The following is a 24,533-nucleotide window of genomic DNA, read 5'->3' as shown; positions in this document are numbered from 1 at the left end:
TTCGGATGGCTCCTTTTTATAAAAAATAGAAGTGTTTATATGCTTCAAGCTATAAATTATCCTTCTATTTCTCGCTGGAACGGCAGAATAACCTCACCGCAGGTTCTGCATAATAAGGTGCGGGAGCTCTGTGTTAAAAAATCCCTCAAATCTATACGGGGGCAATGTAGCCAATTGGCATAATCGGTGGTATAATATAAAGTCGTATATCTATTTTTATTGTATCTAATAATGCAAACATTATTTATTGAATATGAAATTGAATCAGGAGAGGTGAATTCCCTTGTTGGACCGATTGCAATCCCTGGCGGACCGCTATGAGAAACTCAGTGAACTGCTTTGTGACCCGGATGTTGCAAACGACAGTAAGAAACTGAGGGACTATTCCAAAGAACAATCTGATTTGCAGCCTGCTTTTGAGGCTTATACCGAATATAAGAATGTAATGGAAGAGCTGGAAGCGGCAAAGATGATGCAGGCTGAGAAGCTCGATGATGAAATGAAGGAAATGGTCAAGATGGAAATCGACGACCTGTCCTCACGCCAGACCGTGCTGGAGGAGAAGATCCGCCTTCTGCTGCTGCCTAAAGATCCTAATGATGAGAAGAACGTAATTGTGGAAATCCGCGGCGCTGCCGGCGGAGATGAAGCAGCTCTGTTTGCTTCCGATCTCTACCGCATGTATACCCGTTATGCAGACGCACAAGGCTGGCGCGTAGAGCTGATGGATGTGAATACAAATGACCTGGGCGGCTTCAAGGAGGTCATCTTCCTTATTAACGGCCGTGGTGCTTACAGCAAGATGAAATTCGAAAGCGGAGCACACCGTGTGCAGCGCATTCCAACGACGGAATCAGGCGGACGTATCCATACGTCTACTTCTACCGTTGCAGTTATGCCTGAAGCTGAAGAATTTGAGATCGAAATTCATGATAAAGACATCCGTGTCGACACCTTCTGCTCCAGTGGTGCGGGCGGACAGTCCGTTAATACTACCAAGTCTGCCGTACGCGTAACCCATGTGCCTACAGGCATCGTGGCTACCTGTCAGGATGGTAAATCGCAGAACTCCAATAAGGAAAAAGCGCTGCAAGTGTTGCGTGCCCGGATCTCAGACTTGAAACGCCAGGAAGAGGAAGCTAAATATTCCGGCGAGCGGAAGAGCAAGGTCGGCACAGGTGACCGCAGTGAGCGTATCCGTACGTACAACTTCCCGCAGAGCCGGGTTACCGATCACCGGATCGGACTTACGCTGCACCGTCTGGAACAAGTAATGAACGGAGATATTACCGAAATTATCTCAGCACTGTCTATTGCGGAACAAGCGGAATTGATGGAAAAAGGAGAATAATGCTTTGAAACACGACTCTTATGTCATGCCTTACGTGCAAAGCATCCGGGAAGCCTTTGCGGAGGCTTCTTCTTTTTTGGCCGGACATGGGTGCGTTGAGCCGCAGCGCAGTGCGCAGCTTCTGCTGGAGCATGTGCTGGGCCTGACCGGGGCGGCGTATTATATGGCGCTGGCTGATCCTTTTCCGGCAGCGGTGAAGGATGCCTGGGAAGCCGGAGTTACCCGCCGTGCAGCTGGGGAACCGGTGCAGTATATTATTGGCGAGCAGGAATTTTACGGACGGGCCTTTGAGGTGACGCCGGATGTGCTAATCCCCCGGCCGGAGACGGAGCTGCTCGTCGAAGCCATTCTGCGCTACGCTGCGGAGCTGTGGCCGGACGGGATGGTGAATGCAGGAGCGGGAGAAGCGCAGGGAGCTGCGGACAGCTCCGTGCATACAGGCAGTGCAGCCGGAGCTGAAGCGGCTGCACCCAGCACAGAGGCAGGCGGCAAGGAAGCCAGCCCCGCCAGCGGCGCAGGGGAAGCACGCGCCGCCCGTCCGCTGACCGCCGTCGATATCGGCGCCGGCAGCGGAGCGATCTCCGTCACGCTGGCGGCGGAAGCGCCGGCGTGGGTGGTCTGCGCCGGCGATATCTCGCCGGGCGCACTGGCGGTGGCCGCGCGCAACGCGTTGCGGCACGGCGCGGCAGTGGACCTGCGGCTCGGCGATCTGCTCGAGCCGTTTGCGGGGATGGAGACGGATATTCTCGTCTCCAACCCGCCGTATATTCCCGGCGGCGACATCGCCGGGCTGCAGCGCGAAGTGCGCGACCATGAGCCGCGCACCGCGCTGGATGGCGGCGATGACGGGCTTGACCCTTACCGCCGCATGATGGAGCAGCTGCCGATGCTCCCGGCCCCGCCGCGGCTGGTCGGCTTTGAGCTCGGCCAAGGCCAGGCCGGGCAGGTGGCCGCGCTGCTTGCGGCGGCGGGCCACTGGAACGAGATCGTGACCGTTGACGATCTCGCCGGAATTCCGCGCCATGTGCTGGGCATCGCAAGATAGGAAGCAGGAAAGTTAAGTGTTAGAAGATGGAATTTTATTTTTGCTGCCCCTTCCTTTACAATAGATTTTGACGGAACTTCCCTGCAGGCATGAATCTGGAGGAACCAGTACAGAGTAAGGAGACAGAATATGCTTCAGAAGATTAAAAAGATTGACGGCGTCATCGTAATAATTCTAGTGCTGTTGATGGTCGTCAGCATTTTTTCCATATACAGCGTCACGCATGGAAGGGAAAAACTGGACGGGGCACATCTCCGGATGATCAAATTTTATGTGCTCGGCATTATTGCTTTTGTCGGACTGACGTTTGTGGATTACCGGATACTTGTTAAATACGCTTTGTATATTTATATAACAGGGATCGGAATTCTGGTTCTGGTCAGCTTTGTGGGCGCAGAGCAGAATGGCGCCCAGGGCTGGATTAAGTTCGGAGGATTCAGTTTACAGCCGGCAGAGCTGTTCAAGCTGATCCTGATTCTTTTTCTAGCGGCCGTGCTTGTCCGCAAGAAGAGAAACAAACTCCGCTTCTGGAGTGATGTCGTACCATTGGGCCTGCTTACATTACTGCCGTTTATGATCGTCATCAGCCAGAATGACCTGGGTAACGCGCTCTCTTATCTTGTGATTCTGGTGGGGCTGTTATGGATCGGCAATATCAAATTCTCACATGCGCTCATTGGACTGCTCGTAATTGCCAGCGCTGCTACCGCTGGGATTATGAGCTATATTCACTATCACGATGAAATTAAGGGGTTCCTTGACGATATTGGGCGTTCACACTGGATTGAACGGTTTGATCCTTGGCTTGTGCCCGATAAAGCAACGGCCAAAGCGAGCTATCATACCAAAAACGCCAAATTGGCAATTGCCTCGGGCGGCATGAGCGGCGAAGGGTATATGCAGGGGACTTCCGTACAGACGGACCGTGTGCCGTACACCTATTCCGACTCCATCTTTGTTGCGATTGCCGAGGAATTCGGCTTTGTCGGCTCGGCGCTGCTGCTGCTGCTTTATTTTATTCTGATTCACCGGATGATCCTGATTGCGCTGGAGTGCAAAGACCGGGGCGGGCCTTTCCTGATTGTAGGGATTGTCGCAATGATGCTATATCAAATCTTCGAGAATATCGGGGCTTTTATCGGTTTAATGCCGCTTACCGGAATCACCCTGCCGTTTGTCAGCTACGGGGGCACCTCGCTTATGATTAATATGGCCAGTATTGGCCTCGTCATGAGCGTGCGGCTGCATGGACAGGATATTGAGGAGGATTTGCCGACATCTACTTTATACCCTTCCCCTGCCAAGCAAGGATAGTTTCGCTACTAAATAACAAACCGCTGGAGAACATCTATGCAGATGAACTCCGGCGGTTTTTTTCTATGATTAGGTTTGAAATGGGAGTGTGAGTGATCAGGAAGATTATGGGCCTAAGCTATAAAATTGTATCCGGGCTGTAAAATGTTTTACAATGGGAATAAGTGGCTGCTATACTGTGCGGTTATGTTGTACATAAGTCCAAAATCCGGATAACTTAAGGAGTTCGCCCTATGCTGCAAAGGCTCAAAAAAATTGACGGCGTCATCATTGTTATTCTGCTCTTGCTGATGTGTATCAGTATCTTTTCTATATATAGCGTCACTCAGGGAAGAGAAGGCATGGGCGGAATGCATATTCGAATGATCAAATATTATGGGGTGGGTTTTGTTGGCTTTGCCGTGCTGATGATATTTGATTACCGGCTGCTCGTTAAATATGCGCTGTTTATTTATATTATGGGCATTGGGATCCTGCTGATGGTCAGCTTCTTTGGAAAGGTGAAGAACGGGGGCCAGGGGTGGATCGGAGTCGGTGAATTAAGCTTTCAGCCGGCCGAGCTATTTAAGCTGATTTTGATTATTTTTCTGGCTGCCGTGCTGGTACGCAAAAATAAAAATCAGCTGCTGTTCTGGCGGGATGTCGTGCCGCTCAGTCTGATCGCACTGGTTCCCTTTCTTCTCGTCATCAGCCAGAATGACCTTGGCAATGCGCTGAGCTATCTCATCATTCTGCTGGGCGTCCTGTGGATTGGCCATATTAAATTTTCGCATGCCCTGATTGGGCTGCTTATTATCGGAGGCTCCGCGACTGGCTTTATTTTGACCTATATTAACTATCATGATCAAGCAGTAGTTTTTATTAAAGAAACTCTGGGGCGCGATCATTTTATCAGACGCTTCGATCCTTGGCTCGTTCCTGATGTGGCGAGCAAGGATGCGAGTTATCAGACCCGGAATGCCAAGATTGCCATTGCTTCCGGAGGGATGAACGGAGAGGGGTACTTGGAGGGAAGTTCCGTGCAGAACAATATGGTGCCTTATTTGTATTCGGAATCAATTTTTGTGCAGATCGCGGAGGAATTTGGATTTGTTGGATCGGCAGTACTGCTGCTGCTCTATTTTATCCTGATTCACCGGTTGATTCTGATAGCCCTTGTCAGCAGGGACCGGGCAGGACCGTTTCTCATCGTAGGGATTGTAGCCATGCTGCTGTATCAGATTCTGGAGAATATCGGGGCTTATATCGGTTTAATGCCGCTGACGGGAATTACCCTGCCCTTTATCAGCTATGGAGGAACTTCGATTCTGATTAATATGGCCAGTATGGGCATTGCCATGAGTGTGCTTTTATACGGACAGGATATGGAAGAGGATCTGCCGATGCTTGCCGCTCCCTCAGCCCCTGCCGGCAAATTCAGCAGCATGATTCCGTTTGTGAAATAGCGGATATCGAACTGCTAATTATATATTAATAGATTGCTAGGTTTGCAGCCTCTCTTCCCTGGACATACTAGGGACATAAGAGTTTCATAGGGAGAGGGGCTGCAGGAGATGGATGTCAATAAACCGGGAATACAGGATTCCTTGCGCGTAACCGTTAAGTATACTGCCATTTTAGTTTGTTTTTTTATGATCCTGATGATGGCCTGGGAAGGGCAAAAAAGCGATGCGGCGATAGCGGAGGTAACCATTCCTCAGGATTCGATCCGTTTGCGCATTCTGGCGAACTCGGATATGACGGGCGATCAGCTGGTCAAACGCCAGATCCGGGACTCCATTGTTGAACAAATGAACCAGTGGGTAGCGGAACTGGAAGATCCCCAGAGCCTGGAGCAGGCGCGGACATTGATCCGGGGTCATCTGCCGGAGCTGAATGCGCTTGTCGCGGACGAATTGGAAAAGCGGGGGATTGAGTACACCTATAAGGTGGAACTGGGTGTGGTTCCTTTCCCGACTAAAATGTACGGTGGTACGGTGTATCCGGCCGGGGAATATGAAGCGGTACGGGTTACGCTCGGTGCAGGCAAAGGGCAGAACTGGTGGTGCGTACTGTTTCCGCCGTTATGCTTCATTGATGCAGGCTCGGGAGATGCGGCTGCCTCCTCCAAAGGAGCAAAGACCGTTTCCGCTGCTGGAGCGGAGGATGGAGCCAAGGTGAAGGCTGCGGAAGCGGGCAAGGTGACAACCGTTTCGGCTGAGAATGGCAATGGGGATGAACAAGCTTCGGCTCCGAAAGTGCGGTTCTTTATCTGGGAACTGCTGCACAATCTCTGGAGCTGGATCAGCGGATTATGGTCTTGAGCAGATATTAGTCTTTCTGGCTCGTGGTTGCGAGATATGTTACGATATAGGATGAACTTGAGCGGATTTGCTGCGGCCCCACCTGGTGGGGCCGTTTTTGAGATTTAAAGAGATGATAAGGTGATGAAAAATGACAGAGCAGAAAGATTACCCGTTCGCGGCCCAGCGCCGGAGCGGAAACGTAAAGAATATGGTTTACTGGGAACTGGATTCCGTAAAGGAAACTGGAGATCACCCGGCTGCGGCTCCGGTGCTGCGGAGTGAGGCGGATGAGCGTGCGATCACAGCGGCTGCAGCCATGCTGCGCGAAGGAGGAACGGTCGCATTTCCGACCGAAACGGTGTACGGGCTTGGCGCGGATGCCCGGAATACCTCTGCAGTAGAGGCGGTTTTTGCGGCCAAAGGGCGCCCTTCCGACAATCCTCTAATCGTGCATATTGCGCAGCGGGCGGATCTGGATGACCTTGTGACGGAAGTGCATCCGGTGGGCGCGGCATTGATCGACGCATTTTGGCCCGGTCCGCTGACGCTCGTACTCCCGGTTCGGCCCGGCGTGTTGTCTCCGCTGGTGACGGCCGGGCTTGATACAGTCGGCGTGCGTATGCCTGACCACCCGCTTGCGCTCGCGCTGCTGAGCGCAGCCGGCTGCCCGGTTGCCGCGCCCAGCGCCAACCGTTCCGGGCGGCCAAGTCCGACACTGGCCGCCCATGTGATGGAAGACCTCGCCGGATACATCGGCGGGGTTCTGGACGGCGGCGCCGCCGGGGTCGGCCTGGAGTCGACCGTCGTGCAGGTGCAGCCGGACGGGACGGTCGCTGTGCTCCGTCCGGGCGGCATTACCGCCGAGCAGCTGGCGGCGGTTGCGGGTGCCGGGGCTGTGGACACCGCCCCGGCCGCTGCCGTGGACTTTGCCGCCGGTGCAGCCGGCCCGTCCACGGCCCTAGTGGATGCGGACGCCGGTACCGGCTCCGCATCCGGCCAGCCTGCCGGCGCGGCGCAGGCCGCCGGTAATAGCAGCCCGGCGCCGCGCGCGCCGGGCATGAAGTACACGCACTACGCTCCGCGCGGCTGGCTAGGCGTAGTGCGCGGCGTTTCCCCGCAGCGCGTGGCGGGGACCGCCGCAGATCTGCTGCAGGCGGCGCAGCGGAACGGCGAAGTGACGGGCCTGCTCCTCTTCGAGGAACACCGGGCCCTGTATCCCGCCGTTCCGGCCGCCTGCGTCGTTTCCCTCGGCTCGCTGGACTCGCCGGAGGAAGGGGCGCGCTCCCTGTATGCCGCGTTGCGGCGCTTCGATGAAGCGGGAGCGACCTACATCCTGGCCGAGGCTTGCCCGGAGGCCGGTCTCGGCGCAGCCATCATGAACCGGCTGATGAAAGCAGCCGGTGGTTCCGTGATCGACGCCGGATAATTTCCGGCTCCGCTCACACAGTGCCCTGCGTTGAGGCCCCGCAGGGCACCCCGACCAGGGCAATGCCGGTCGAGTCCCTCCCGGCCGCCTGAATTTTAACCAAAATCCTTTCACCCAGCGGTTTCCCCGTCTCCGGCCTCTCCCGCTCAGTCATGATTGCCGTCTTGTCCGCATATCGTTGTTGTACAAGACTATCGGACTTTGGGGGTATAGGCATGGGCATAGCAGGGGAATATGCTGGCTGGGGCCAGCTTGTAACGATTGCCATTATGGCAATCGCACTCGGGATGGACGCATTTTCGCTCGGTGTAGGAATCGGGATGAAAGGCATCCGTCTTTTGCATGTGCTGCATCTCAGCCTGCTTATTGCTTTTTTTCATGTGCTGATGCCGCTGCTTGGCTTGTTTACCGGCAGCTATGTGGGACATCTGCTTGGCCAGGTAACAACTTTCGCAGCCGGGGGGCTGTTAATTCTGCTCGGCGGACATATGGTGTTCAACTCTTTCCGGGCCGGTCATGATGGAACACGGTCTATGGATCACCAGACCTTCTGGGGCATGCTGCTTATCTCACTGAGTGTAAGCGTGGACTCTTTTTCTGTTGGGGTATCGCTTGGTATGTTTGTGAATAGCATAGTTTTAACTGTTCTAGCTTTTGGCGCCTGCGGGGGACTTATGGCGATTACCGGTCTGCTGCTGGGCAGGCGGGTCAGCCGTGGACTGGGCGATTACGGGGAGGCGCTGGGCGGAGCGATCCTGCTGGCGTTTGGATTGCTGTTCATCTTCTGATACAATAACGGCAAAAGAAATTTATTTTATATTTTATTTGGAGGTGGAAAGCATGCTGCATATTTTATTCGTCTGCACCGGGAATACATGCCGCAGTCCTATGGCTGAAGGGCTTCTGCGGAAACTTGCGAAGGAACGCGGAATCGAGCTGGAAGTGCGGTCTGCAGGCGTATCTGCCATTTCCGGCACTTCCATATCCAGACACGCTGGAGCAATCTTGCGGGAAGAGGGCATTAATGATCAGATTATCTCCTCACAGCTGAACGCAGAGATGGTGTCCTGGGCGGATCTGGTGCTGACCCTGACGGGGGGGCATAAACGGCATTTGCTGCAATATTTTCCTAGCGCGGTTACGAAGACGTATACCTTGAAAGAATATGTCCATGATGAAGAGGCGGTTAATAGCGATATTCAGGAGCTGGACAGCTTGTATGCAGATGCGGAACTAAGCATAGCACTGGGCGGAGAGCCGAAGGCGACCGATTTGCAGCGGATAATCGAGATCCGCCAGCGGATTCCAAGCTTTGATATTACCGACCCTTATGGCGGTTCCCGTGAGGATTATGAGCTGGCAGCAGCGGAAATCCGTACCGCTCTTTACAATCTGCTTGATAAATTGGAATCCTTACGCCGTTTGTAAAGAAGGTTGATTTTTCGCAGCCTTTCCTTTAAGATGAAATAAATATTATCCGGTTCCGGTGTAACTGGCGACAAATGTGGATCAAACCACGATGGAGCACTGGAATAAACGGCCGGTCGCCTGGGCAAAAGAGCACATCCGCAGCTTCCTGCGGACTGCTCTTTTTTGTTTAAAATGTATGTAAGATTAAGCTGCGCTTTATCTTTCAGCGTTCATTCCCTGCTGTGGCGCAGCGGTACCTCTGCAGTAAAAACACGGTTTGGTTTGAACTGAGTTGCAGTCAACGTTGAGGAGGCAGAAGTGATGGATGAAGTCATGAAGCAGGACTCTTGGGAAGAACGCGCTCCCGGCAGTCCGGCTGCGGAAGTGGTAGAACCGGGGGGGACTGAGCTTACCTTGGCTGCTGCCACCGCAGCAGTCGTAGGCGAACTGGCGGAAGCCGGCAAGCTGGGGCCGGGAAAAATCCTGGTCGTCGGAGTCAGTACAAGCGAAGTAGCCGGCGTCCGGATTGGAACCGGCGGGGCGCTTGAAGTGGCAGAGCAACTGCTGCAGGGTGTTCGCCAGGTTGCTGATAAATGGGGGTTTCATCCCGTATACCAATGCTGTGAGCATTTGAACCGTTCGCTTGTCATGGAGCGTTCTTTGCTGGAGTCGCTCGGACTGAGGGAGGTTTCGGCGGTGCCGATACCGGGAGCCGGCGGTTCAATGGCTGCCGCAGCGTATCGCTCGATGTCCGACCCTGTTTTGGCTGAAACGGTGGAAGCCCATGCCGGGATTGACATTGGTGAGACGCTGATCGGCATGCATCTGCGCCGGGTAGCGGTTCCGTTTCGCCCGAGCTTGCGCTATATTGGTTCGGCTAGAGTCAATGCGGCCTGGAGCAGACCGCCTCTTATCGGCGGCGAACGTGCGGTATACCGTACACCGGAAACCAGTGGTGCACAGCTCTGCGATTAAGCAGGGCAGCGGCTTTTAGGCAATACATTAACAATCAGGGATTAAATAAGTACAACATAAACTAAAGCACTAGGGAGGAAATCAAAAATTATGGAACAATTGCGTAAGAGTGACCCTGCAGTACTGGAAGCCATGGGACTGGAACTAAGCCGCCAGCGTGCCAACATTGAGCTTATCGCTTCGGAAAATATCGTCAGTGAAGCAGTAATGGAGGCCATGGGCTCCGTACTCACGAATAAATACGCCGAAGGTTATCCTGGCAAACGTTACTATGGCGGTTGTGAAGATGTGGATATCGTGGAGAATCTGGCCCGCGACCGTGCCAAACAACTGTTTGGTGCCGAACATGTCAATGTGCAGCCACATTCCGGCGCTCAGGCCAATATGGCAGTTTATCTTGCCGCGTTGAATCCTGGCGATACTGTACTGGGGATGAACCTGGCGCATGGCGGCCATTTGACACACGGCAGTCCTGTGAATGCCTCCGGCTTGCTTTATAACTTTGTTGCTTATGGTGTGCAGGAAGACACATTCCTGATCGATTATGATGAAGTGCGCAAAGCCGCCTTCAAACACCGTCCTAAATTGATTGTAGCCGGTGCAAGTGCGTATCCGCGGACGATTGATTTTGCAGCACTCGGTTCCATTGCGAATGACGTAGGTGCACTGTTCATGGTCGATATGGCTCATATCGCAGGGCTGGTTGCTGCGGGTGTTCATCCGAGTCCGGTTCCGCATGCCCACTTTGTCACTACAACAACGCACAAAACCTTGCGTGGTCCGCGCGGAGGCATGATTCTCTGCAGACAGCCATGGGCCGCGGCCATTGATAAAGCTGTATTCCCTGGTTCCCAAGGCGGACCGCTGATGCATGTGATTGCCTCCAAAGCGGTTTCCTTCGGTGAAGCATTGCAGCCATCCTTCAAGACCTATGCCGAGAATGTGGTGAAGAACGCTAAAGTACTTGCGGAGACGCTGATCGGAGAAGGAGTTAACATCGTTTCCGGCGGTACGGACAACCATCTGATGCTGCTGGATACCCGCAATCTGAGCATTACCGGAAAAGATGCGGAGAAAGTACTGGATTCCATCGGTATTACCGTGAACAAAAATGCAATCCCGTTTGATCCTACCAGCCCATTTGTAACCAGCGGCATCCGGATCGGAACACCTGCGGTTACTTCGCGCGGCATGGACGAGCAGGCTATGGTAACAATCGGCCGCATTATCGCAAACGTGCTGAAGAATCCGAAGGATGAAGCTAAATTGACTGAAGCGGCCCGTGAGGTCGCCCAGCTTACAGATCAATACCCGATTTATCCGGGTCTTCAGTACTAAATATCCACTTTGCGGCCAGACTATTCCGAGCTTAAAATCTTTCGCCTCCGTTGCGCCGGTATCCCGGCTGCTTCGGGGTTTTTTTTGGGAGATGATATAAAGAAGCGAGGTCTTCATGTGACATAATGTTCACATTTTAAAATTGAAAACAGACTGATGTTGTCGTGAAATATTCATGAAAGTTCATGGAGTTTTCATTAAAATAAGTGAAAAAAATGTGAATAGTATTAAATGCATCAAATAGAACAAACTAAAGCGCACTCTATTTCCAAAGTACTCGGGATTTTCCTGACTGTACTGGAAGGAATAGCTTGCCTTTGTTTATGCTTCCGCGAAAAGGACTAAGTCATCGTAGGTGAAAAGAGCCTCCGGTGATGATATAATAGACAGGATTTAGCCACGGAAGAAGCAAAAGCGCTTTCTATGGCGAACAAGACTCACAATTACCGGAGGGACAGAAATGGGAAAATTGGTGATTTGCGATCATCCTTTGATTCAGCACAAACTAACATTTATTCGCGATGTGCGGACCAACACGAAAGAATTCAGAGAGCATGTCGATGAAGTTGCTACACTGATGGCTTACGAAATCACGCGGGATATTCCGCTGGAGACAATTACTGTGCAGACGCCGGTGGCCGAAACACAGGGCAAGGTTATCTCAGGAAGAATGCTGGGCTTGGTACCGATCCTGCGGGCCGGGCTGGGGATGCTTGAAGGCGTTCTGAAGCTGCTTCCGGCAGCTAAAGTAGGACATGTCGGCTTGTTCCGTGATCCGGAGACCCTTCAGCCTGTCGAATATTACATTAAGCTTCCTACGGATGTGCAGGAACGGGAATTGATCGTTATCGACCCGATGCTGGCAACAGGCGGCTCTGCAATTGCAGCAATCACTTCTTTGAAGAACCGCGGCTGTACCCAAATTAAGATGATGAATCTGATTGCCGCCCCTGAAGGTGTTGCCGCTGTACAAGCAGCCCATCCTGATGTGGATATCTATGTGGCAGCACTGGATGACCATCTGAATGAACACGGGTATATCATTCCGGGGCTTGGCGATGCCGGAGACCGGTTATATGGAACCAAATAATCTCTAGAGAAGTAATATAGAATAAACGTAAAACAAGCATCTATTTTAGAAGAGAGGGTGGGGGTTATGTCCAAAATTAAAGTAATGACGATTTTCGGAGTGCGCCCCGAGGCGATCAAGATGGCGCCTCTGGTCCTGGAACTGAACAGGCATCCCGAGCACATCGAATCTGTTGTATGTGTGACCGCGCAGCACCGTGAGCTGCTGGATCAGGTGCTGGAGGTCTTTAAAATCACTCCTGACTACGATCTGGATGTGATGAAGGACCGCCAGACGTTGAATGAAATCACCATTCGGGTGCTGGAAGGACTTGAACCTGTACTGCGTGAGGCCAAACCTGATCTCGTGCTGGTGCATGGAGATACACTGACGACTTTTCTGGCCAGTTATGCCTCTTTCCTGCAGCAAATTCAAGTAGGACATGTTGAGGCGGGACTTCGGACCTGGAATAAATTGTCCCCGTATCCTGAGGAAATGAACCGCCAGCTTACGGGAGTCCTCGCGGATCTGCACTTTGCTCCGACAGATTTGTCGGCAGGGAATTTGAGACACGAGAACAAAAAAGAGTCAAGCATTTATATCACAGGCAATACAGTTACCGATGTGTTTCAATATACCGTACAGCCGGACTACCGGCATCCTGTACTGGATTTTGCTTCAGGAAAAAGACTAATTTTAATGACGGCGCACCGCAGAGAATCTCAAGGCGAACCGCACCGTCATATTTTCCGTGCTGTCAAAAGAATCGCTGATGAATTTGAAGATGTAGCCATTGTTTATCCTGTGCATCCGAGTCCGGCAGTTAAGGAACCGGCGCATGAGATATTGGGCGGACACCCGAGAATCAAGCTGATTGATCCGCTGGATGTCGTTGATCTGCATAATTTTTATCCGCATACCCACCTGATTTTGACCGACTCCGGCGGCCTGCAGGAGGAAGCTCCCTCCTTTGGGGTTCCTGTGCTTGTGCTGCGTGATACAACCGAGCGCCCGGAAGGGATCGAAGCCGGAACATTGGAGCTTGTGGGAACGGACGAGGAGAAGGTGTATCAACGGACACATGCTCTTTTGACCGATCAGAATCTGTATCAGTCGATGAGCCGGGCCGCCAACCCGTATGGAGACGGCAAAGCCTCCGAGAGAATTGTCAATGCGATTTTGCACCATTTTGGAGCCGTTGAAGAGCGTCCTGAGGAATTTCACAGAATGTTCACAACTAATAATTAATGGCACAACGACTAATATACTAAAGTGAATAAAAACAGCATACAGTGAAACTGTACGGTTTATATGGTTTTGGTAGGCTTTGCTGTGATTATTTTCATGTTTTCAAGCACTTTTGAGCAATTTTCAATGAATTGACAAAGAGTCTGGATATTCAGTAAAATTAGTTGGGATTGTAGCCTATGAAGGAACAAAAGGACGAAGCCGGACTGGGACGGACCGCTTTAGTCATCGGAAGTGCAGGCACTTTGCTTGCCGCTTACATTATTATAGGTTTTTTTGCGGCAAGATGGCTGCAAAATCAGATGGACGGCCCCAAATCCTGGCTGGCCATCGGTACAATCACCGGGATGCTTCTCGGGATCGTTAACGTCGTCCTGCTAATCAAAAAATTTCTGGGGGAGCAAAATGGATAATATGACTCCCATGATCAATTCCGTTACCAGGATTACTCTCGTTGTGATGTCCGGATTGTTAATGGGATGGGCACTTCATCATGAGACCCGTACCGTGACACTGGGAATGGCGCTTGGTTTGTTAGCGGGATTGGTCAACTTTCGTTATCTTGCCGCCAAAGTAAGGCGGGTAACAAAGTCGGCTGCAAACCACGAGGGGAAGGCATTCAGCCTTGGTTTTCTTACACGGATCTGTTTTGCGATTCTGGTCACCATGTTTTCGGTCAAGATCGAGCATTTCTCGCTGGAGGCAACCATTGCCGGCCTGTTCATTCCCCAGCTTCTCTCTATTCCTGTGGGGATATATTTAGGTATTAGGAATAAGTTGTAGCCAGATTAAAGAGAAAGGGGGATGATACTATGCATGAAATGCCATTAATCTATTTCGGCGGAATACCGATTGATTTATCCGCTGTTCTGATGCTTTTAATCAGTTCGCTGGTAGTGTTCATATTGGTGATGATGTCTGTCCGCAACCTGTCCGTTGAGAATCCGTCCAAACTTCAGAACTTTATGGAGTGGGTGGTGGAATTTGTACAGGGAGTCATCAGCAGTGCCATGGACCTGAAGAAAGGGAAACCTTACATTTCACTGGGGTTGACGCTGATATTGTTTATCTTTGTCTCCAATCTCCTGGGTCTGCCGTTTTCCTTCATCACTGAAGCTGATAAACCGGTGTACATCTTCGGACATGTAATCGAAGCGACCAAAAACTTGGCGCATGGCGAGCATGCGGAGATCTTGTGGTATAAATCGCCGACTGCCGATATCAATGTCACCGCAGGGCTGGCGATCATCGTGTTTGTATTGATGAACTACCTCGGCGTTAAGCTGAATGGCAAACATTATTTCAAACACTACATTGAGCCGTTTCCAATTTTCTTGCCGCTGAACATTATTGAGAACCTGTCAAAGCCGGTGGCGCTTGCCATCCGTCTATTTGCCAACATTTTTGCCGGTGAGGTTTTGATCACGGTTATTCTGAAGCTGGGATTCCTCGGTATTCCATTCTTGGCAGTCTGGCAAGGCTTCAGTATCTTTATAGGAGCGCTTCAGGCATTTATCTTTACGATTCTGACGATGGTGTACATCGCGCAGATGACGATCCACGAGGAAGAAGCACATTAATGAACTGCCGTGAGGAAAGCGGCAGCCGCCGGAACACTCTTCGCGGGAGATTTTTATATCATTAAACAAATACTAAATGATTCAAAATTAAAGGAGGATATTTACAAATGGAATTTTTGGCAGCAGCAATCGCGGTTGGTTTGGGCGCACTCGGTGCAGGTCTTGGTAACGGTATGATCGTCAGCAAAACGGTAGAATCCATCGCTCGTCAACCGGAAGCACGTAACGCACTGCAGACAACAATGTTTATCGGTGTAGGTATCGTCGAAGTAATTCCGTTGGCCGCAACAGTTATTGCATTCCTGATCATGTTTACTTAATAAACCGTTCTTACGGTTTGGCGGGGAGGGCAAGTGCCATCCGCGCCTTACTTTTGTATATGTCCGCACACCGCGGTAACGGAAAGGAGTGACCACAGTGACTATAGTTTGGACGAATATAGTTTTTTCAATTGCCGCATTTGTACTTCTCTACTTCCTGCTCAGCAAATTTGCATTCAGCAAATTATTCGCAGTTATGGAGAAACGCCGTGAACTGGTGATGCAGCAGATGGATGAAGCAGCTAAGACCAGAGAGCAGGCGGTCGCTTATGTAGAAGAACAGAAGCAGGCTCTGCAGCAGGCGCGTCAAGAGGCACAACAGATCATTCAACAATCCCAGGCCACAAGCAGCAATCAGGCAGACCGGCTTATGGATCAAGCTAAAGCTGAGGCTGCACGTCTTAAGGACGAGGCTGTCCGCGATATTTCCAATGAAAAGAACAAGGCTGTGGAAGCCCTGCGCAGCGAGCTTGGAACGGCTTCGGTCCGCATTGCTTCCAAGCTGCTTGAAAAAGAAGTCAAGGCTGACGGCGAGCAGGAACAGCTTGTCGATCAATACCTCAAAGAGGTAGGAGGCCGCTCATGAGCCGCGATACGGTAGTTGCTGGGCGCTACGCCAGAGCATTGTACGGTGCAGCGGTGGAGAAAGGCATTACGCTTGAAGTGGAAGAACAGCTGAAGACAGTGGTCGAGGTGCTGCATCTTGATCAAGAGGTGAAACGGTTCATTCATGCACCGCGCATCTCCAAGTCCGATAAGCTGAAGGTGCTTCGCACAGCATTTCAGGATAAGCTCTCTCCAACGGTGATGAACATGGTGGAATTGCTGGTTGAGCGGGGCAGAACCGATATTTTTGCTGAGCTGCTGGAAACATACATCAAAATTGAAGGAGACGCCCTCGGTATCGGCGATGCTACTGTGTACTCTGCTTATGCGCTTAGTCAAGAAGAGCAGGATACTGTGGCCGCAGAATTCAGCGAGCTTACTAAACGCAAGATTCGTGTTACGAATCTCGTGGATAAGAGCCTGCTGGGCGGACTTAAGGTCGTAATCGGCGATACGCTGTATGACGGCAGTTTGTCCGGCAAGCTGGAGCGTCTCGAGAAATCTTTTAACGATAAGCATAGAAGATAGGGGTGAGGATATTGGGCATCAGACCTGAAGAGATCAGCACTTTGATCAAAAGTCAAATTGAGCAATATAAAGCCGATATCGAAGTGGCCGAAATTGGCACCGTCATTCAAGTCGGAGACGGTATCGCCCGTGTCTACGGTCTGGAAAACGCAATGGCAGGCGAGTTGCTGGAGTTCTCCAACGGAGTAGTGGGCATGGCTCTCAATCTGGAAGAAAGCAACGTCGGTGTTGTTATTCTGGGTGAGTATACGGCGATTCGTGAAGGCGATCAAGTTAAACGTACGGGACAAATTATGCAGGTACCGGTGGGCGAAGCCCTGCTGGGCCGTGTAGTAAATGCCCTCGGCCAGCCGCTGGACGGCAAAGGTCCGATTGATACGACGGAATTCCGTCCGGTAGAGAACAATGCACCGGGTGTTATCGACCGTAAATCGGTTCATGAGCCGATGCAGACCGGTCTTAAAGCAATTGACGCGATGGTACCGATTGGCCGCGGACAACGCGAGCTTATCATTGGTGACCGTCAAACCGGTAAAACAGCTATCGCAATTGATGCGATCATCAACCAAAAGGGCAACGGCATGAAATGTATCTATGTTGCCATTGGTCAAAAACAATCCACAGTGGCGCAGGTTGTAGAAACACTCCGCCGCCATGGTGCTTTGGAGTATACAATTATTGTAACCGCGTCGGCCTCCGAGCCGTCCCCACTGCTGTATATCGCTCCATACTCAGGTTGTGCAATGGGTGAGTACTTCATGTACAAAGGCGAGCATGTCCTTGTCATTTATGATGACCTTTCGAAGCAAGCCTCCGCTTACCGCGAATTGTCCCTGCTGCTCCGTCGTCCACCAGGCCGCGAAGCATTCCCGGGTGACGTTTTCTATCTGCACTCCCGTCTTTTGGAACGTGCGGCTAAGCTCAGCGATGAGCTAGGTGGTGGTTCATTAACCGCACTGCCTTTCATTGAAACCCAAGCCTCTGACGTTTCGGCCTACATTCCTACGAATGTAATTTCGATTACAGACGGCCAAATCTTCCTTGAATCCGATCTGTTCAACTCTGGTCAGCGTCCGGCGATCAACGTCGGTATCTCTGTATCCCGTGTAGGGGGATCAGCGCAGATCAAAGCTATGAAGAAGGTTGCCGGCTCACTCCGTCTGGATCTGGCCCAATACCGCGAACTTCAGGCATTCTCCCAGTTTGGTTCCGATCTCGATAAATCTACGCAAGCCCGTCTGAACCGCGGTGCCCGTATGATGGAGATTCTGAAACAGGGCGTAAACCAGCCGTTGTCTGTTGAGCATCAGGTGCTCAGCTTGTATACCGCTGTTAAAGGCCACCTGGATGATATTCCTGTCAAGGACGTAAAACGCTTCGAGAAGGAATTCCTGGCGTTCATCGACAGCAGCGCTGCCGGCATTATTAAATCCATCACTGATACAAAGGATTTGACGGCAGACAACGAGACAGCACTGAAAGAAGCGATCGAGAAGTTCAAAAGAGGCTTCGCGACCAGCTAATCGCAAATAACTGTCTACCCATGCTTTGAAACGGGCTTTGGCTCTGCCAAAGCTCTGATATATGCTTACGAAGTTAACTTTGACTTCTTCAAAGCTCAGTTTATGCTTACGAGGTCAGCTTTGACTTCGTCAAAGCTTTAAGGTGGTGAAATCATGGCAAGAAGTATGCGTGATATTAAACGTCAAATCAAGAGCGTTCAAAACACCAGACAGATCACTAAAGCAATGGAGATGGTAGCCGCCTCCAAGCTGCGCAAAGCGCAGGAGAAAGCGGAAGCTGCCCGTCCGTACTCACAGAAGCTGAAAGAGGTCGTATCGAGTATTGCTGCCGGTACACAGGACTTGCAGCATCCGATGCTGGTCAGCCGTCCCGTGAAGAAGACCGCCTATATTATTGTTACTTCCGATAGAGGTCTCGCGGGTGGATACAATGCCAATATCCTGCGTAAAGTGACGATGCTTCTGGCAGAGCGGCATAATTCCAAGGACGAATATGCGCTCTTCGTCATCGGCCGTAAGGGCCGTGATTTCTTGCGGCGCCGTGAATACCCGATTGTAGAGGAAGTTACCGAGCTGTCCGATACACCGAAATTCTCTGATATTAAGTCGATCGCCTACTCGGCGGTTCAGCAGTTTGAGACAGGTGTATATGATGAGCTTTATATCTGCTATAACCGGTTTCTGAATGCTATCAGCCAAGTGCCAACCGTTGACCGTCTGCTCCCAATGGATGCAGTGGGTGAGGGGCACACAGGCGCAAGTGCAGCCTATGAATACGAACCTTCACCGGAAGGCGTACTGCAAGTGCTGCTTCCGAAATATGCCGAAACTTTGATTTATAGCGCAATTCTGGACGGTAAAGCCAGTGAGCTGGGTGCGAAGATGACAGCGATGGGCAGTGCCACTAAGAACGCGTCGAAAATGATCGGAGACCTTAGACTTACGTACAACCGTGCCCGTCAGGCGGCGATTACGCAGGAAATTACTGAGATCGTTGCCGGAGCAAATGCGCAGTCTTGATCTATAAGAAACGGGTGCCGTAGAGCGATACAACGTACCGCTCGCTTCAGGGGCATAGACTCCTGAAGACAGCACTGCCGTTTCTTCTCAATGTAACAGCTTTCGAGGAGGGAAATGAAGATGAACAAAGGACGCGTTGTAAGCATTATGGGTCCGGTTGTTGATATTGAATTCGAACGCGGCCAGTTGCCCGAGATTTTCAACGCTATCAAGATTGAAACCAGCTTGGAGAACGGCCGCATTATTGATCTGACGCTTGAAGTTTCCAATCACCTGGGTGACAATCTGGTCCGTTGTATCGCCATGTCGTCCACGGATGGTCTGGTTCGCGGATTGGACGCGCTTGACCAGGGTGGACCGATTTCGGTTCCCGTTGGCGCAGCTACACTCGGCCGGGTATTTAATGTACTTGGCAACCCTATTGATAACGGTGCTGAGGTTGTCGCAGAGAAGAATCCGATTCACCGTCTTGCCCCGACTTATGATGAACTGTCGACCCAAGCGGAAATTCTGGAAACCGGGATCAAGGTTATCGACCTGCTGGCCCCATACGCCAAAGGCGGTAAAATCGGCCTCTTCGGCGGTGCCGGTGTAGGTAAAACGGTAACTATCCAGGAACTGATCAACAACATCGCTCAAGAGCACGGCGGTATTTCCGTATTCGCCGGTGTTGGTGAACGGACCCGTGAAGGTAATGACCTTTATCATGAAATGACCGACTCCGGCGTTATCAAGAAGACGGCCATGGTGTTTGGACAAATGAATGAGCCGCCGGGCGCACGTCTTCGTGTAGCCTTGACCGGTCTGACCATGGCGGAGTATTTCCGTGATGTGGAAGGCCGCGATACGCTGCTCTTTATCGATAATATATTCCGCTTTACCCAAGCAGGTTCCGAAGTATCAGCCCTGCTCGGCCGTATGCCTTCAGCGGTAGGTTACCAGCCAACGCTGGCAACAGAAATGGGCCAATTGCAGGAGCGCATCACTTCCACCAAAAAAGGCTCCGTTACCTCCATTCAAGCGATCTACGTACCGGCGGACGATTACACTGACCCGGCTCCGGCAACGGCATTTGCCCACTTGGATGCAACGACCAACCTGGAGCGTAAAATCTCCGAAAAGGGGATTTTCCCTGCGGTAGATCCACTGGCTTCCAGTTCGCGTATGCTGGCTCCCGAAATTGTCGGCGAAGAGCATTACAACGTCGCACAAGGCGTTAAGCAATTGCTGCAGCGCTACACTGAGCTTCAGGACATCATCGCCATCCTGGGGATGGATGAACTGAGTGAAGAAGATAAGGTTATTGTAGCCCGTGCCCGTAAAGTTGAACGCTTCCTGTCCCAGCCTTTCCATGTGGCAGAGCAGTTTACCGGCTTTAAAGGCAAATATGTGCCGATCAAAGAAACTGTGCGCAGTTTCAAAGAGATTCTGGAAGGCAAGCACGATGATCTTCCGGAGGCAGCTTTCCTGTTTGTAGGTACGATTGAAGAAGCGGTCGAAAAAGCGAAATCCATGTAATTCTGAGCTTTAGATCATGCTTTCGATGCGAGCTTTACTGGGTAAAGCTTTGAGGAGGAATGGAAGTGAATACCTTTTTGTTGGAAATTGTCACGCCGGAGCGTCTTGTCTACTCCAAACAGGTTAACAGCCTGACAGTACGGGGAGCCAATGGCGAGCTGGGCATTTTGCCGGGACACATTCCGCTTGTGACTCCACTTCAGGTTGCTCCGCTCACTGTAAAATCGGACGGTGTTTCCGTCACTATCGCCGTTCATGGCGGGTTCGTAGAAGTGCATAAAGACAAGGTGACAGTTCTGGCTGAAAGTGCCGAGCTGCCTAAGGATATCGATGTTGAACGCGCCGAAGCGGCTAAAGAACGGGCACAACGCCGTCTTCAGACCCGCAGCAAACAGGATGAGATTGATCACCGCCGTGCGGAGCTGGCGCTGCAACGCGCCGTTACACGGATTAAAGTGTCCACCGGAAAAGGACAACAGTAGCACGAAATGCAGTCAAGCCTATAGCTTGGCTGCATTTTTTTTGGAATAAAAAACCTGTAAAAAATGAACATATTGTCATGAACCTGGGGCTTAATGGGCGAAATGTTTAAAAATTCGTAAAAGTACTGGATTCTTTTCATCTGCGCAAGTATGATATAAGAGTCGATTTCCAAGTAACATTCACACGGGAGGTAACATGGAACAAATGATCTACGATGATTTATCCAGCGCGATCGGTACCAGCGGTTTGGTTTCGATGATCGTTTCTTTGCTCTGTGTCGTATTATCTTGGTGGGCACTTCAGAACCTTAAGCTCGATTTGGTCATAAGATATCCCAAGAGCCCTCAAGGAAGACTGCTCCATCTGTTGCTGGCTATCGTCCTCGGTCATTTCGTGGCTGGGTTTCTGCTGGATTACCTGGGCTGGAGCGGGCTGCTCCGCAATGTGTTTTAATGCAAGTGGGTTTGGTTATATCTGTATAGGTCTATGGATGCGAAAAAGGTGTCGAATAATAAGGTTTTATTATGTCAACACTGAAGTTTAAGGAACGTGCCCGCACATCGGGCGCACAGACGGAATATCCGATATTTTAACAAATGAATCTTAAATTCAAAATTATTTCAGAAATATGGACGCGGAGGGAAACCGAAATGAGCAAATTTATCGTCCGCGGTGGCAACAGATTGACCGGGAGCGTGAAAGTAAGCGGCGCAAAAAATTCCGTACTACCGATCATAGCCGCCTCTCTATTGGCAGAAGAAGGAGTTAGCGTCATTGTGGACGCACCTCCGCTAGACGATGTAATGACTATCAGCAAAGTGCTGGAATCTCTGGGTGCAGGTGTTACATACCAGAACGATATCATCGAGGTTGATGCTAGAAACATCACATCCTGTGAAGCGCCTTATGAATGGGTGCGGAAAATGCGGGCTTCTTTTTTGGTGATGGGTCCTTTATTGTCCCGTATGGGTCATACACGCATTTCTCTGCCCGGCGGCTGCGCCATCGGTACAAGGCCGATTGACCAGCATCTGAAGGGATTTGAAGCGCTTGGTGCCGAGATTAGCTTGGGCCAAGGCTACATTGAAGCGAAATCAAACGGTCGACTGCGTGGAGCCAAGGTGTATCTGGATGTGGCCAGCGTGGGCGCGACTGAAAATATAATGATGGCCGCAGCACTCGCCGAAGGCGTGACTGTGATTGAGAATGCCGCGAAAGAGCCGGAAATTGTCGATTTGGCTAACTACCTGAACGGGATGGGCGGCATTGTACGTGGAGCTGGGACCGGCGTCATTCGTATCGAGGGCGTAGAACGGCTTCATGGTGTAAAACATCATGTGATTCCTGACCGGATTGAAGCAGGTACCTACATGGCAGCTGCAGCGATCACAGGCGGGGATGTATATGTTGAAGGTGCGATTGCTGATCATCTCGGACCTGTAATTGCCAAGATGGAGGAAATGGGCGTTACGATCATTCCTGATGAGAATGGCGTGCGCGTCATCAGCGACAAGCCACTGAAGGCTGTTGATTTGAAGACATTGCCGTATCCGGGTTTCCCTACCGATATGCAGTCGCAAATGATGGCGCTGCTGCTTCGCTCCGTAGGTACCAGTGTCGTAACGGAGACCGTTTTCGAGAACCGGTTTATGCATGTGGATGAATTCCACAACATGAACGCCGAGATCAAGATTGAGGGCCGTTCAGCGATTGTGACCGGCAATGCTCAGCTTGTCGGCGCTAAAGTGTGCGCTACGGACCTGCGTGCAGGCGCTGCGCTTATTTTGGCGGGACTTGTTGCCGAAGGGACTACGGAAGTGAGTGGTACGCATCACATTGACCGCGGGTATGTGAATCTGGCCGAGAAGCTGTCGGGACTTGGTGCAGACATTTGGCGGATTTCCATGGAAGAGTCGGTTGTAGCGGCATCCAAAGAAGAAATCGCCAAACCGGAAGCTACCAAAAGCGAATCATTCAAAAGTGATGAGCTGAAGCCGCGCTTTCAGATTCAGCCAACCTGGGTATAATCGTAAATAATATAAATGGAATAAGCTGCTCCGCATTTGCGGTGCGGCTTTTTTTTAATATAAAAATTTCTATGCTTCACGCTATAAATTATCCTTCTATTTCTCGCTGAAACGGATACCGTCCTTTTGGGGACGGCAAAGCTGTTTCCACTTGTGCTGATTGAAATTTTGCTAACTTCACGGCAATTTGATTCTCTCACTCTCAGAATAGCGTTCTAGCAGTTGTGGAAAACTCATATCTATAAGAATCACCGGTGACTTACGGAAGGAGCCATAGAGATGAAAGATTTCCACTACCTGCGGCGCAAATTCAAACGCCGTTACGCACGCACCCGGCGCGGAGCGCCCCGTATCCAGCGGCTGGTCCCGGCCGCCTGGCTCGCAGCGCCGCTGCTGGCGGCGCTACTGCTGCCGCTGGCGATTGTCCCGCTGCGCGGAGGCGGGCAGCCGGTGCCCAAGGCCATGCCACAGGCCACGGAACGGCCTGTGCTGCCTGAGGCGGCTGCGGGAGAGGCCCCGCAGCCGGAAGTGCATGTCTATTTGTCGCAGAGCGGACAAATAGAGACCCTGCCGCTGGAGGAGTACGTCAGCGGCGTGCTGGCGGCCGAGATGCCGGCGGACTTTGAGCTCGAAGCGCTCAAAGCGCAGGCCGTGGCCGCCCGCACGTTCATTATGCGCCGCCTGGTGGCCGGCGACAGCAGTGGCGTGCCCGTTCCGGGCGCGGATGTGACCGATACGGTAAGCCATCAGGCTTACGTCTCGCAGGCGGCGCTGGAACGGGATTGGGTGCGCGGCGGAAAAAGCGCCGGGCTGGCCAAACTCCGCCGCGCGGTCCGCGAAACGCGCGGCGTCATTATGACCTATAAGGGGCAGCCGATCACCGCCTCCTTTTTCGCCTCCAGTGGAGGCTATACGGAAAATTCAGAAGACTACTGGAATGCCGCCGTGCCTTATTTGCGCAGTGTAGCCAGCCCCTGGGAGCAGGAGATTACACCGAATCTCGCGGCAACATATACCTTTAGTATTTCAGAGCTGATAGGCAAGCTGGGGTTAAGCGGCAAGGCTTTGCCTGCTTCCAAGGATCTTGCAGCTTCCGGTCGGGCGAAGCCGGTCTCCTCTTCCTCTGCACAGATGCCTGTGAAAGTGCTGTCGCTGACTGCGGGACACCGGGTCAAGGAAATCTCGATTGGAGGAACCGTATTTACCGGACGGGAAGTGCGTGAGAAGCTGGGGCTGCGCTCCAGCCAGTTTACCTGGAAGCGAAAGGGCAGCGAGATTATAATTACAACTTACGGGAATGGACACGGAGTCGGTATGAGCCAGTGGGGGGCAAACGGCATGGCCAAGGAAGGCAGCACAGCGACACAAATTCTCAAACACTATTACAGCGGTATCTCATTTGTTCAAGTCTCAACTCTTCTGAAAAAATAACTTGAAAGATACGTATAAAAGCGAAGCGCCCGGTAA

At 51.7% G+C, this 24,533-nt stretch carries 25 protein-coding genes and 1 riboswitch; all 25 genes read left to right on the top strand.

Annotation, left to right across the window (positions count from 1 at the left end; all coding sequences use genetic code 11):
- The first annotated feature begins 283 nt into the window (after nt 1-283).
- A complete protein-coding gene (gene prfA / locus MHI45_RS16125; RefSeq protein WP_076109669.1) occupies nt 284-1,351 on the top strand; it encodes a peptide chain release factor 1 in 1,068 nt (355 codons plus the stop codon).
- Between the two features lie 25 nt (nt 1,352-1,376).
- Nucleotides 1,377-2,396, top strand: coding sequence for a N5-glutamine methyltransferase family protein (locus MHI45_RS16120; RefSeq protein WP_341119825.1), 1,020 nt, complete (start codon nt 1,377-1,379; stop codon nt 2,394-2,396).
- A gap of 129 nt (nt 2,397-2,525) precedes the next feature.
- Nucleotides 2,526-3,710, top strand: a complete 1,185-nt coding sequence (locus MHI45_RS16115) for an FtsW/RodA/SpoVE family cell cycle protein (protein WP_341119185.1) — start codon at nt 2,526-2,528, stop codon at nt 3,708-3,710.
- 233 nt (nt 3,711-3,943) lie between these two features.
- Nucleotides 3,944-5,155 carry an FtsW/RodA/SpoVE family cell cycle protein gene (locus MHI45_RS16110; RefSeq protein WP_076109666.1) on the top strand — a complete coding sequence of 404 codons (1,212 nt, stop codon included), beginning with the start codon at nt 3,944-3,946 and terminating at the stop codon, nt 5,153-5,155.
- Nucleotides 5,156-5,263: 108 nt separating this feature from the next.
- Nucleotides 5,264-6,013, top strand: coding sequence for a stage II sporulation protein R (gene spoIIR, locus MHI45_RS16105; protein ID WP_256718050.1), 750 nt, complete (start codon nt 5,264-5,266; stop codon nt 6,011-6,013).
- 130 nt (nt 6,014-6,143) lie between these two features.
- Nucleotides 6,144-7,421 (top strand): L-threonylcarbamoyladenylate synthase, encoded by a 1,278-nt coding sequence (locus MHI45_RS16100; protein WP_076109665.1) that lies wholly within the window; start codon nt 6,144-6,146, stop codon nt 7,419-7,421.
- A gap of 215 nt (nt 7,422-7,636) precedes the next feature.
- Entirely contained in the window at nt 7,637-8,209 is a 573-nt protein-coding gene (locus MHI45_RS16095) for a manganese efflux pump MntP (RefSeq protein ID WP_076109663.1), read from the top strand.
- A 52-nt stretch (nt 8,210-8,261) separates the two neighbouring features.
- The gene (locus MHI45_RS16090; RefSeq protein ID WP_076109662.1) at nt 8,262-8,849 is read left to right on the top strand and encodes a low molecular weight protein arginine phosphatase; all 588 of its coding nucleotides are present in this window, start codon (nt 8,262-8,264) and stop codon (nt 8,847-8,849) included.
- 50 nt (nt 8,850-8,899) lie between these two features.
- Nucleotides 8,900-8,982: riboswitch (ZMP/ZTP riboswitch) on the top strand.
- A 233-nt stretch (nt 8,983-9,215) separates the two neighbouring features.
- Nucleotides 9,216-9,806 carry a TIGR01440 family protein gene (locus tag MHI45_RS16085; protein ID WP_076109726.1) on the top strand — a complete coding sequence of 197 codons (591 nt, stop codon included), beginning with the start codon at nt 9,216-9,218 and terminating at the stop codon, nt 9,804-9,806.
- An 87-nt stretch (nt 9,807-9,893) separates the two neighbouring features.
- Nucleotides 9,894-11,144: a serine hydroxymethyltransferase gene (gene glyA / locus MHI45_RS16080; RefSeq protein ID WP_038597437.1), complete on the top strand. Its 1,251-nt coding sequence runs from the start codon at nt 9,894-9,896 to the stop codon at nt 11,142-11,144.
- A 460-nt stretch (nt 11,145-11,604) separates the two neighbouring features.
- Nucleotides 11,605-12,234, top strand: coding sequence for a uracil phosphoribosyltransferase (gene upp / locus MHI45_RS16075; protein ID WP_038597434.1), 630 nt, complete (start codon nt 11,605-11,607; stop codon nt 12,232-12,234).
- Between the two features lie 66 nt (nt 12,235-12,300).
- On the top strand, nt 12,301-13,461 hold the full coding sequence (wecB, locus tag MHI45_RS16070) for a non-hydrolyzing UDP-N-acetylglucosamine 2-epimerase (RefSeq protein ID WP_038597431.1): 1,161 nt from the start codon (nt 12,301-12,303) through the stop codon (nt 13,459-13,461).
- 179 nt (nt 13,462-13,640) lie between these two features.
- Complete coding sequence (locus MHI45_RS16065) at nt 13,641-13,874, top strand: AtpZ/AtpI family protein (protein WP_052092354.1); 234 nt, start codon at nt 13,641-13,643, stop codon at nt 13,872-13,874.
- On the top strand, nt 13,867-14,244 hold the full coding sequence (locus tag MHI45_RS16060; protein WP_038597428.1) for an ATP synthase subunit I: 378 nt from the start codon (nt 13,867-13,869) through the stop codon (nt 14,242-14,244). Before MHI45_RS16065 ends, MHI45_RS16060 begins: the two co-directional genes overlap by 8 nt.
- Before the next feature lie 29 nt (nt 14,245-14,273).
- Nucleotides 14,274-15,041: a F0F1 ATP synthase subunit A gene (atpB, locus tag MHI45_RS16055; protein ID WP_076109661.1), complete on the top strand. Its 768-nt coding sequence runs from the start codon at nt 14,274-14,276 to the stop codon at nt 15,039-15,041.
- Between the two features lie 107 nt (nt 15,042-15,148).
- Nucleotides 15,149-15,361 (top strand): F0F1 ATP synthase subunit C, encoded by a 213-nt coding sequence (atpE, locus tag MHI45_RS16050; protein WP_036699216.1) that lies wholly within the window; start codon nt 15,149-15,151, stop codon nt 15,359-15,361.
- A gap of 97 nt (nt 15,362-15,458) precedes the next feature.
- Nucleotides 15,459-15,947 carry a F0F1 ATP synthase subunit B gene (gene atpF, locus MHI45_RS16045; protein WP_076109660.1) on the top strand — a complete coding sequence of 163 codons (489 nt, stop codon included), beginning with the start codon at nt 15,459-15,461 and terminating at the stop codon, nt 15,945-15,947.
- A complete protein-coding gene (locus tag MHI45_RS16040; protein WP_038597419.1) occupies nt 15,944-16,495 on the top strand; it encodes a F0F1 ATP synthase subunit delta in 552 nt (183 codons plus the stop codon). Before atpF ends, MHI45_RS16040 begins: the two co-directional genes overlap by 4 nt.
- 11 nt (nt 16,496-16,506) lie before the next feature.
- Nucleotides 16,507-18,018 (top strand): F0F1 ATP synthase subunit alpha, encoded by a 1,512-nt coding sequence (atpA, locus tag MHI45_RS16035; protein WP_076109659.1) that lies wholly within the window; start codon nt 16,507-16,509, stop codon nt 18,016-18,018.
- 153 nt (nt 18,019-18,171) lie between these two features.
- Nucleotides 18,172-19,038: an ATP synthase F1 subunit gamma gene (gene atpG, locus MHI45_RS16030; RefSeq protein WP_076109658.1), complete on the top strand. Its 867-nt coding sequence runs from the start codon at nt 18,172-18,174 to the stop codon at nt 19,036-19,038.
- A 120-nt stretch (nt 19,039-19,158) separates the two neighbouring features.
- Nucleotides 19,159-20,556 carry a F0F1 ATP synthase subunit beta gene (atpD, locus tag MHI45_RS16025; RefSeq protein ID WP_076109657.1) on the top strand — a complete coding sequence of 466 codons (1,398 nt, stop codon included), beginning with the start codon at nt 19,159-19,161 and terminating at the stop codon, nt 20,554-20,556.
- 65 nt (nt 20,557-20,621) lie between these two features.
- Nucleotides 20,622-21,038: a F0F1 ATP synthase subunit epsilon gene (locus MHI45_RS16020; protein WP_076109656.1), complete on the top strand. Its 417-nt coding sequence runs from the start codon at nt 20,622-20,624 to the stop codon at nt 21,036-21,038.
- 196 nt (nt 21,039-21,234) lie between these two features.
- Nucleotides 21,235-21,492 carry a DUF1146 family protein gene (locus MHI45_RS16015; protein WP_038597407.1) on the top strand — a complete coding sequence of 86 codons (258 nt, stop codon included), beginning with the start codon at nt 21,235-21,237 and terminating at the stop codon, nt 21,490-21,492.
- 197 nt (nt 21,493-21,689) lie between these two features.
- A complete protein-coding gene (gene murA / locus MHI45_RS16010; protein WP_076109655.1) occupies nt 21,690-23,066 on the top strand; it encodes a UDP-N-acetylglucosamine 1-carboxyvinyltransferase in 1,377 nt (458 codons plus the stop codon).
- Between the two features lie 279 nt (nt 23,067-23,345).
- A complete protein-coding gene (spoIID, locus tag MHI45_RS16005) occupies nt 23,346-24,497 on the top strand; it encodes a stage II sporulation protein D (RefSeq protein WP_076109654.1) in 1,152 nt (383 codons plus the stop codon).
- Nucleotides 24,498-24,533 lie beyond the last annotated feature (36 nt).

The organism is Paenibacillus sp. FSL H3-0321 (assembly GCF_038002865.1).
GTDB lineage: Bacteria > Bacillota > Bacilli > Paenibacillales > Paenibacillaceae > Paenibacillus_AQ.
Note: the sequence above shows the minus strand (reverse complement) of the source record. Positions and strands in the feature narration are given on the sequence as shown.

What these genes read in the sequence shown, in the direction of transcription:
- upp (WP_038597434.1), top strand. Translation starts at nt 11,605, where the DNA reads ATGGGAAAATTGGTGATTTGCGATCATCCTTTGATTCAGCACAAACTA.
- MHI45_RS16015 (WP_038597407.1), top strand. Translation starts at nt 21,235, where the DNA reads ATGGAACAAATGATCTACGATGATTTATCCAGCGCGATCGGTACCAGC.
- MHI45_RS16100 (WP_076109665.1), top strand. Translation starts at nt 6,144, where the DNA reads ATGACAGAGCAGAAAGATTACCCGTTCGCGGCCCAGCGCCGGAGCGGA.
- atpB (WP_076109661.1), top strand. Translation starts at nt 14,274, where the DNA reads ATGCATGAAATGCCATTAATCTATTTCGGCGGAATACCGATTGATTTA.
- wecB (WP_038597431.1), top strand. Translation starts at nt 12,301, where the DNA reads ATGTCCAAAATTAAAGTAATGACGATTTTCGGAGTGCGCCCCGAGGCG.
- MHI45_RS16110 (WP_076109666.1), top strand. Translation starts at nt 3,944, where the DNA reads ATGCTGCAAAGGCTCAAAAAAATTGACGGCGTCATCATTGTTATTCTG.
- spoIIR (WP_256718050.1), top strand. Translation starts at nt 5,264, where the DNA reads ATGGATGTCAATAAACCGGGAATACAGGATTCCTTGCGCGTAACCGTT.
- atpD (WP_076109657.1), top strand. Translation starts at nt 19,159, where the DNA reads ATGAACAAAGGACGCGTTGTAAGCATTATGGGTCCGGTTGTTGATATT.
- atpG (WP_076109658.1), top strand. Translation starts at nt 18,172, where the DNA reads ATGGCAAGAAGTATGCGTGATATTAAACGTCAAATCAAGAGCGTTCAA.
- MHI45_RS16065 (WP_052092354.1), top strand. Translation starts at nt 13,641, where the DNA reads ATGAAGGAACAAAAGGACGAAGCCGGACTGGGACGGACCGCTTTAGTC.
- atpE (WP_036699216.1), top strand. Translation starts at nt 15,149, where the DNA reads ATGGAATTTTTGGCAGCAGCAATCGCGGTTGGTTTGGGCGCACTCGGT.
- MHI45_RS16095 (WP_076109663.1), top strand. Translation starts at nt 7,637, where the DNA reads ATGGGCATAGCAGGGGAATATGCTGGCTGGGGCCAGCTTGTAACGATT.
- murA (WP_076109655.1), top strand. Translation starts at nt 21,690, where the DNA reads ATGAGCAAATTTATCGTCCGCGGTGGCAACAGATTGACCGGGAGCGTG.
- MHI45_RS16060 (WP_038597428.1), top strand. Translation starts at nt 13,867, where the DNA reads ATGGATAATATGACTCCCATGATCAATTCCGTTACCAGGATTACTCTC.
- MHI45_RS16040 (WP_038597419.1), top strand. Translation starts at nt 15,944, where the DNA reads ATGAGCCGCGATACGGTAGTTGCTGGGCGCTACGCCAGAGCATTGTAC.
- MHI45_RS16090 (WP_076109662.1), top strand. Translation starts at nt 8,262, where the DNA reads ATGCTGCATATTTTATTCGTCTGCACCGGGAATACATGCCGCAGTCCT.
- spoIID (WP_076109654.1), top strand. Translation starts at nt 23,346, where the DNA reads ATGAAAGATTTCCACTACCTGCGGCGCAAATTCAAACGCCGTTACGCA.
- MHI45_RS16120 (WP_341119825.1), top strand. Translation starts at nt 1,377, where the DNA reads ATGCCTTACGTGCAAAGCATCCGGGAAGCCTTTGCGGAGGCTTCTTCT.
- MHI45_RS16115 (WP_341119185.1), top strand. Translation starts at nt 2,526, where the DNA reads ATGCTTCAGAAGATTAAAAAGATTGACGGCGTCATCGTAATAATTCTA.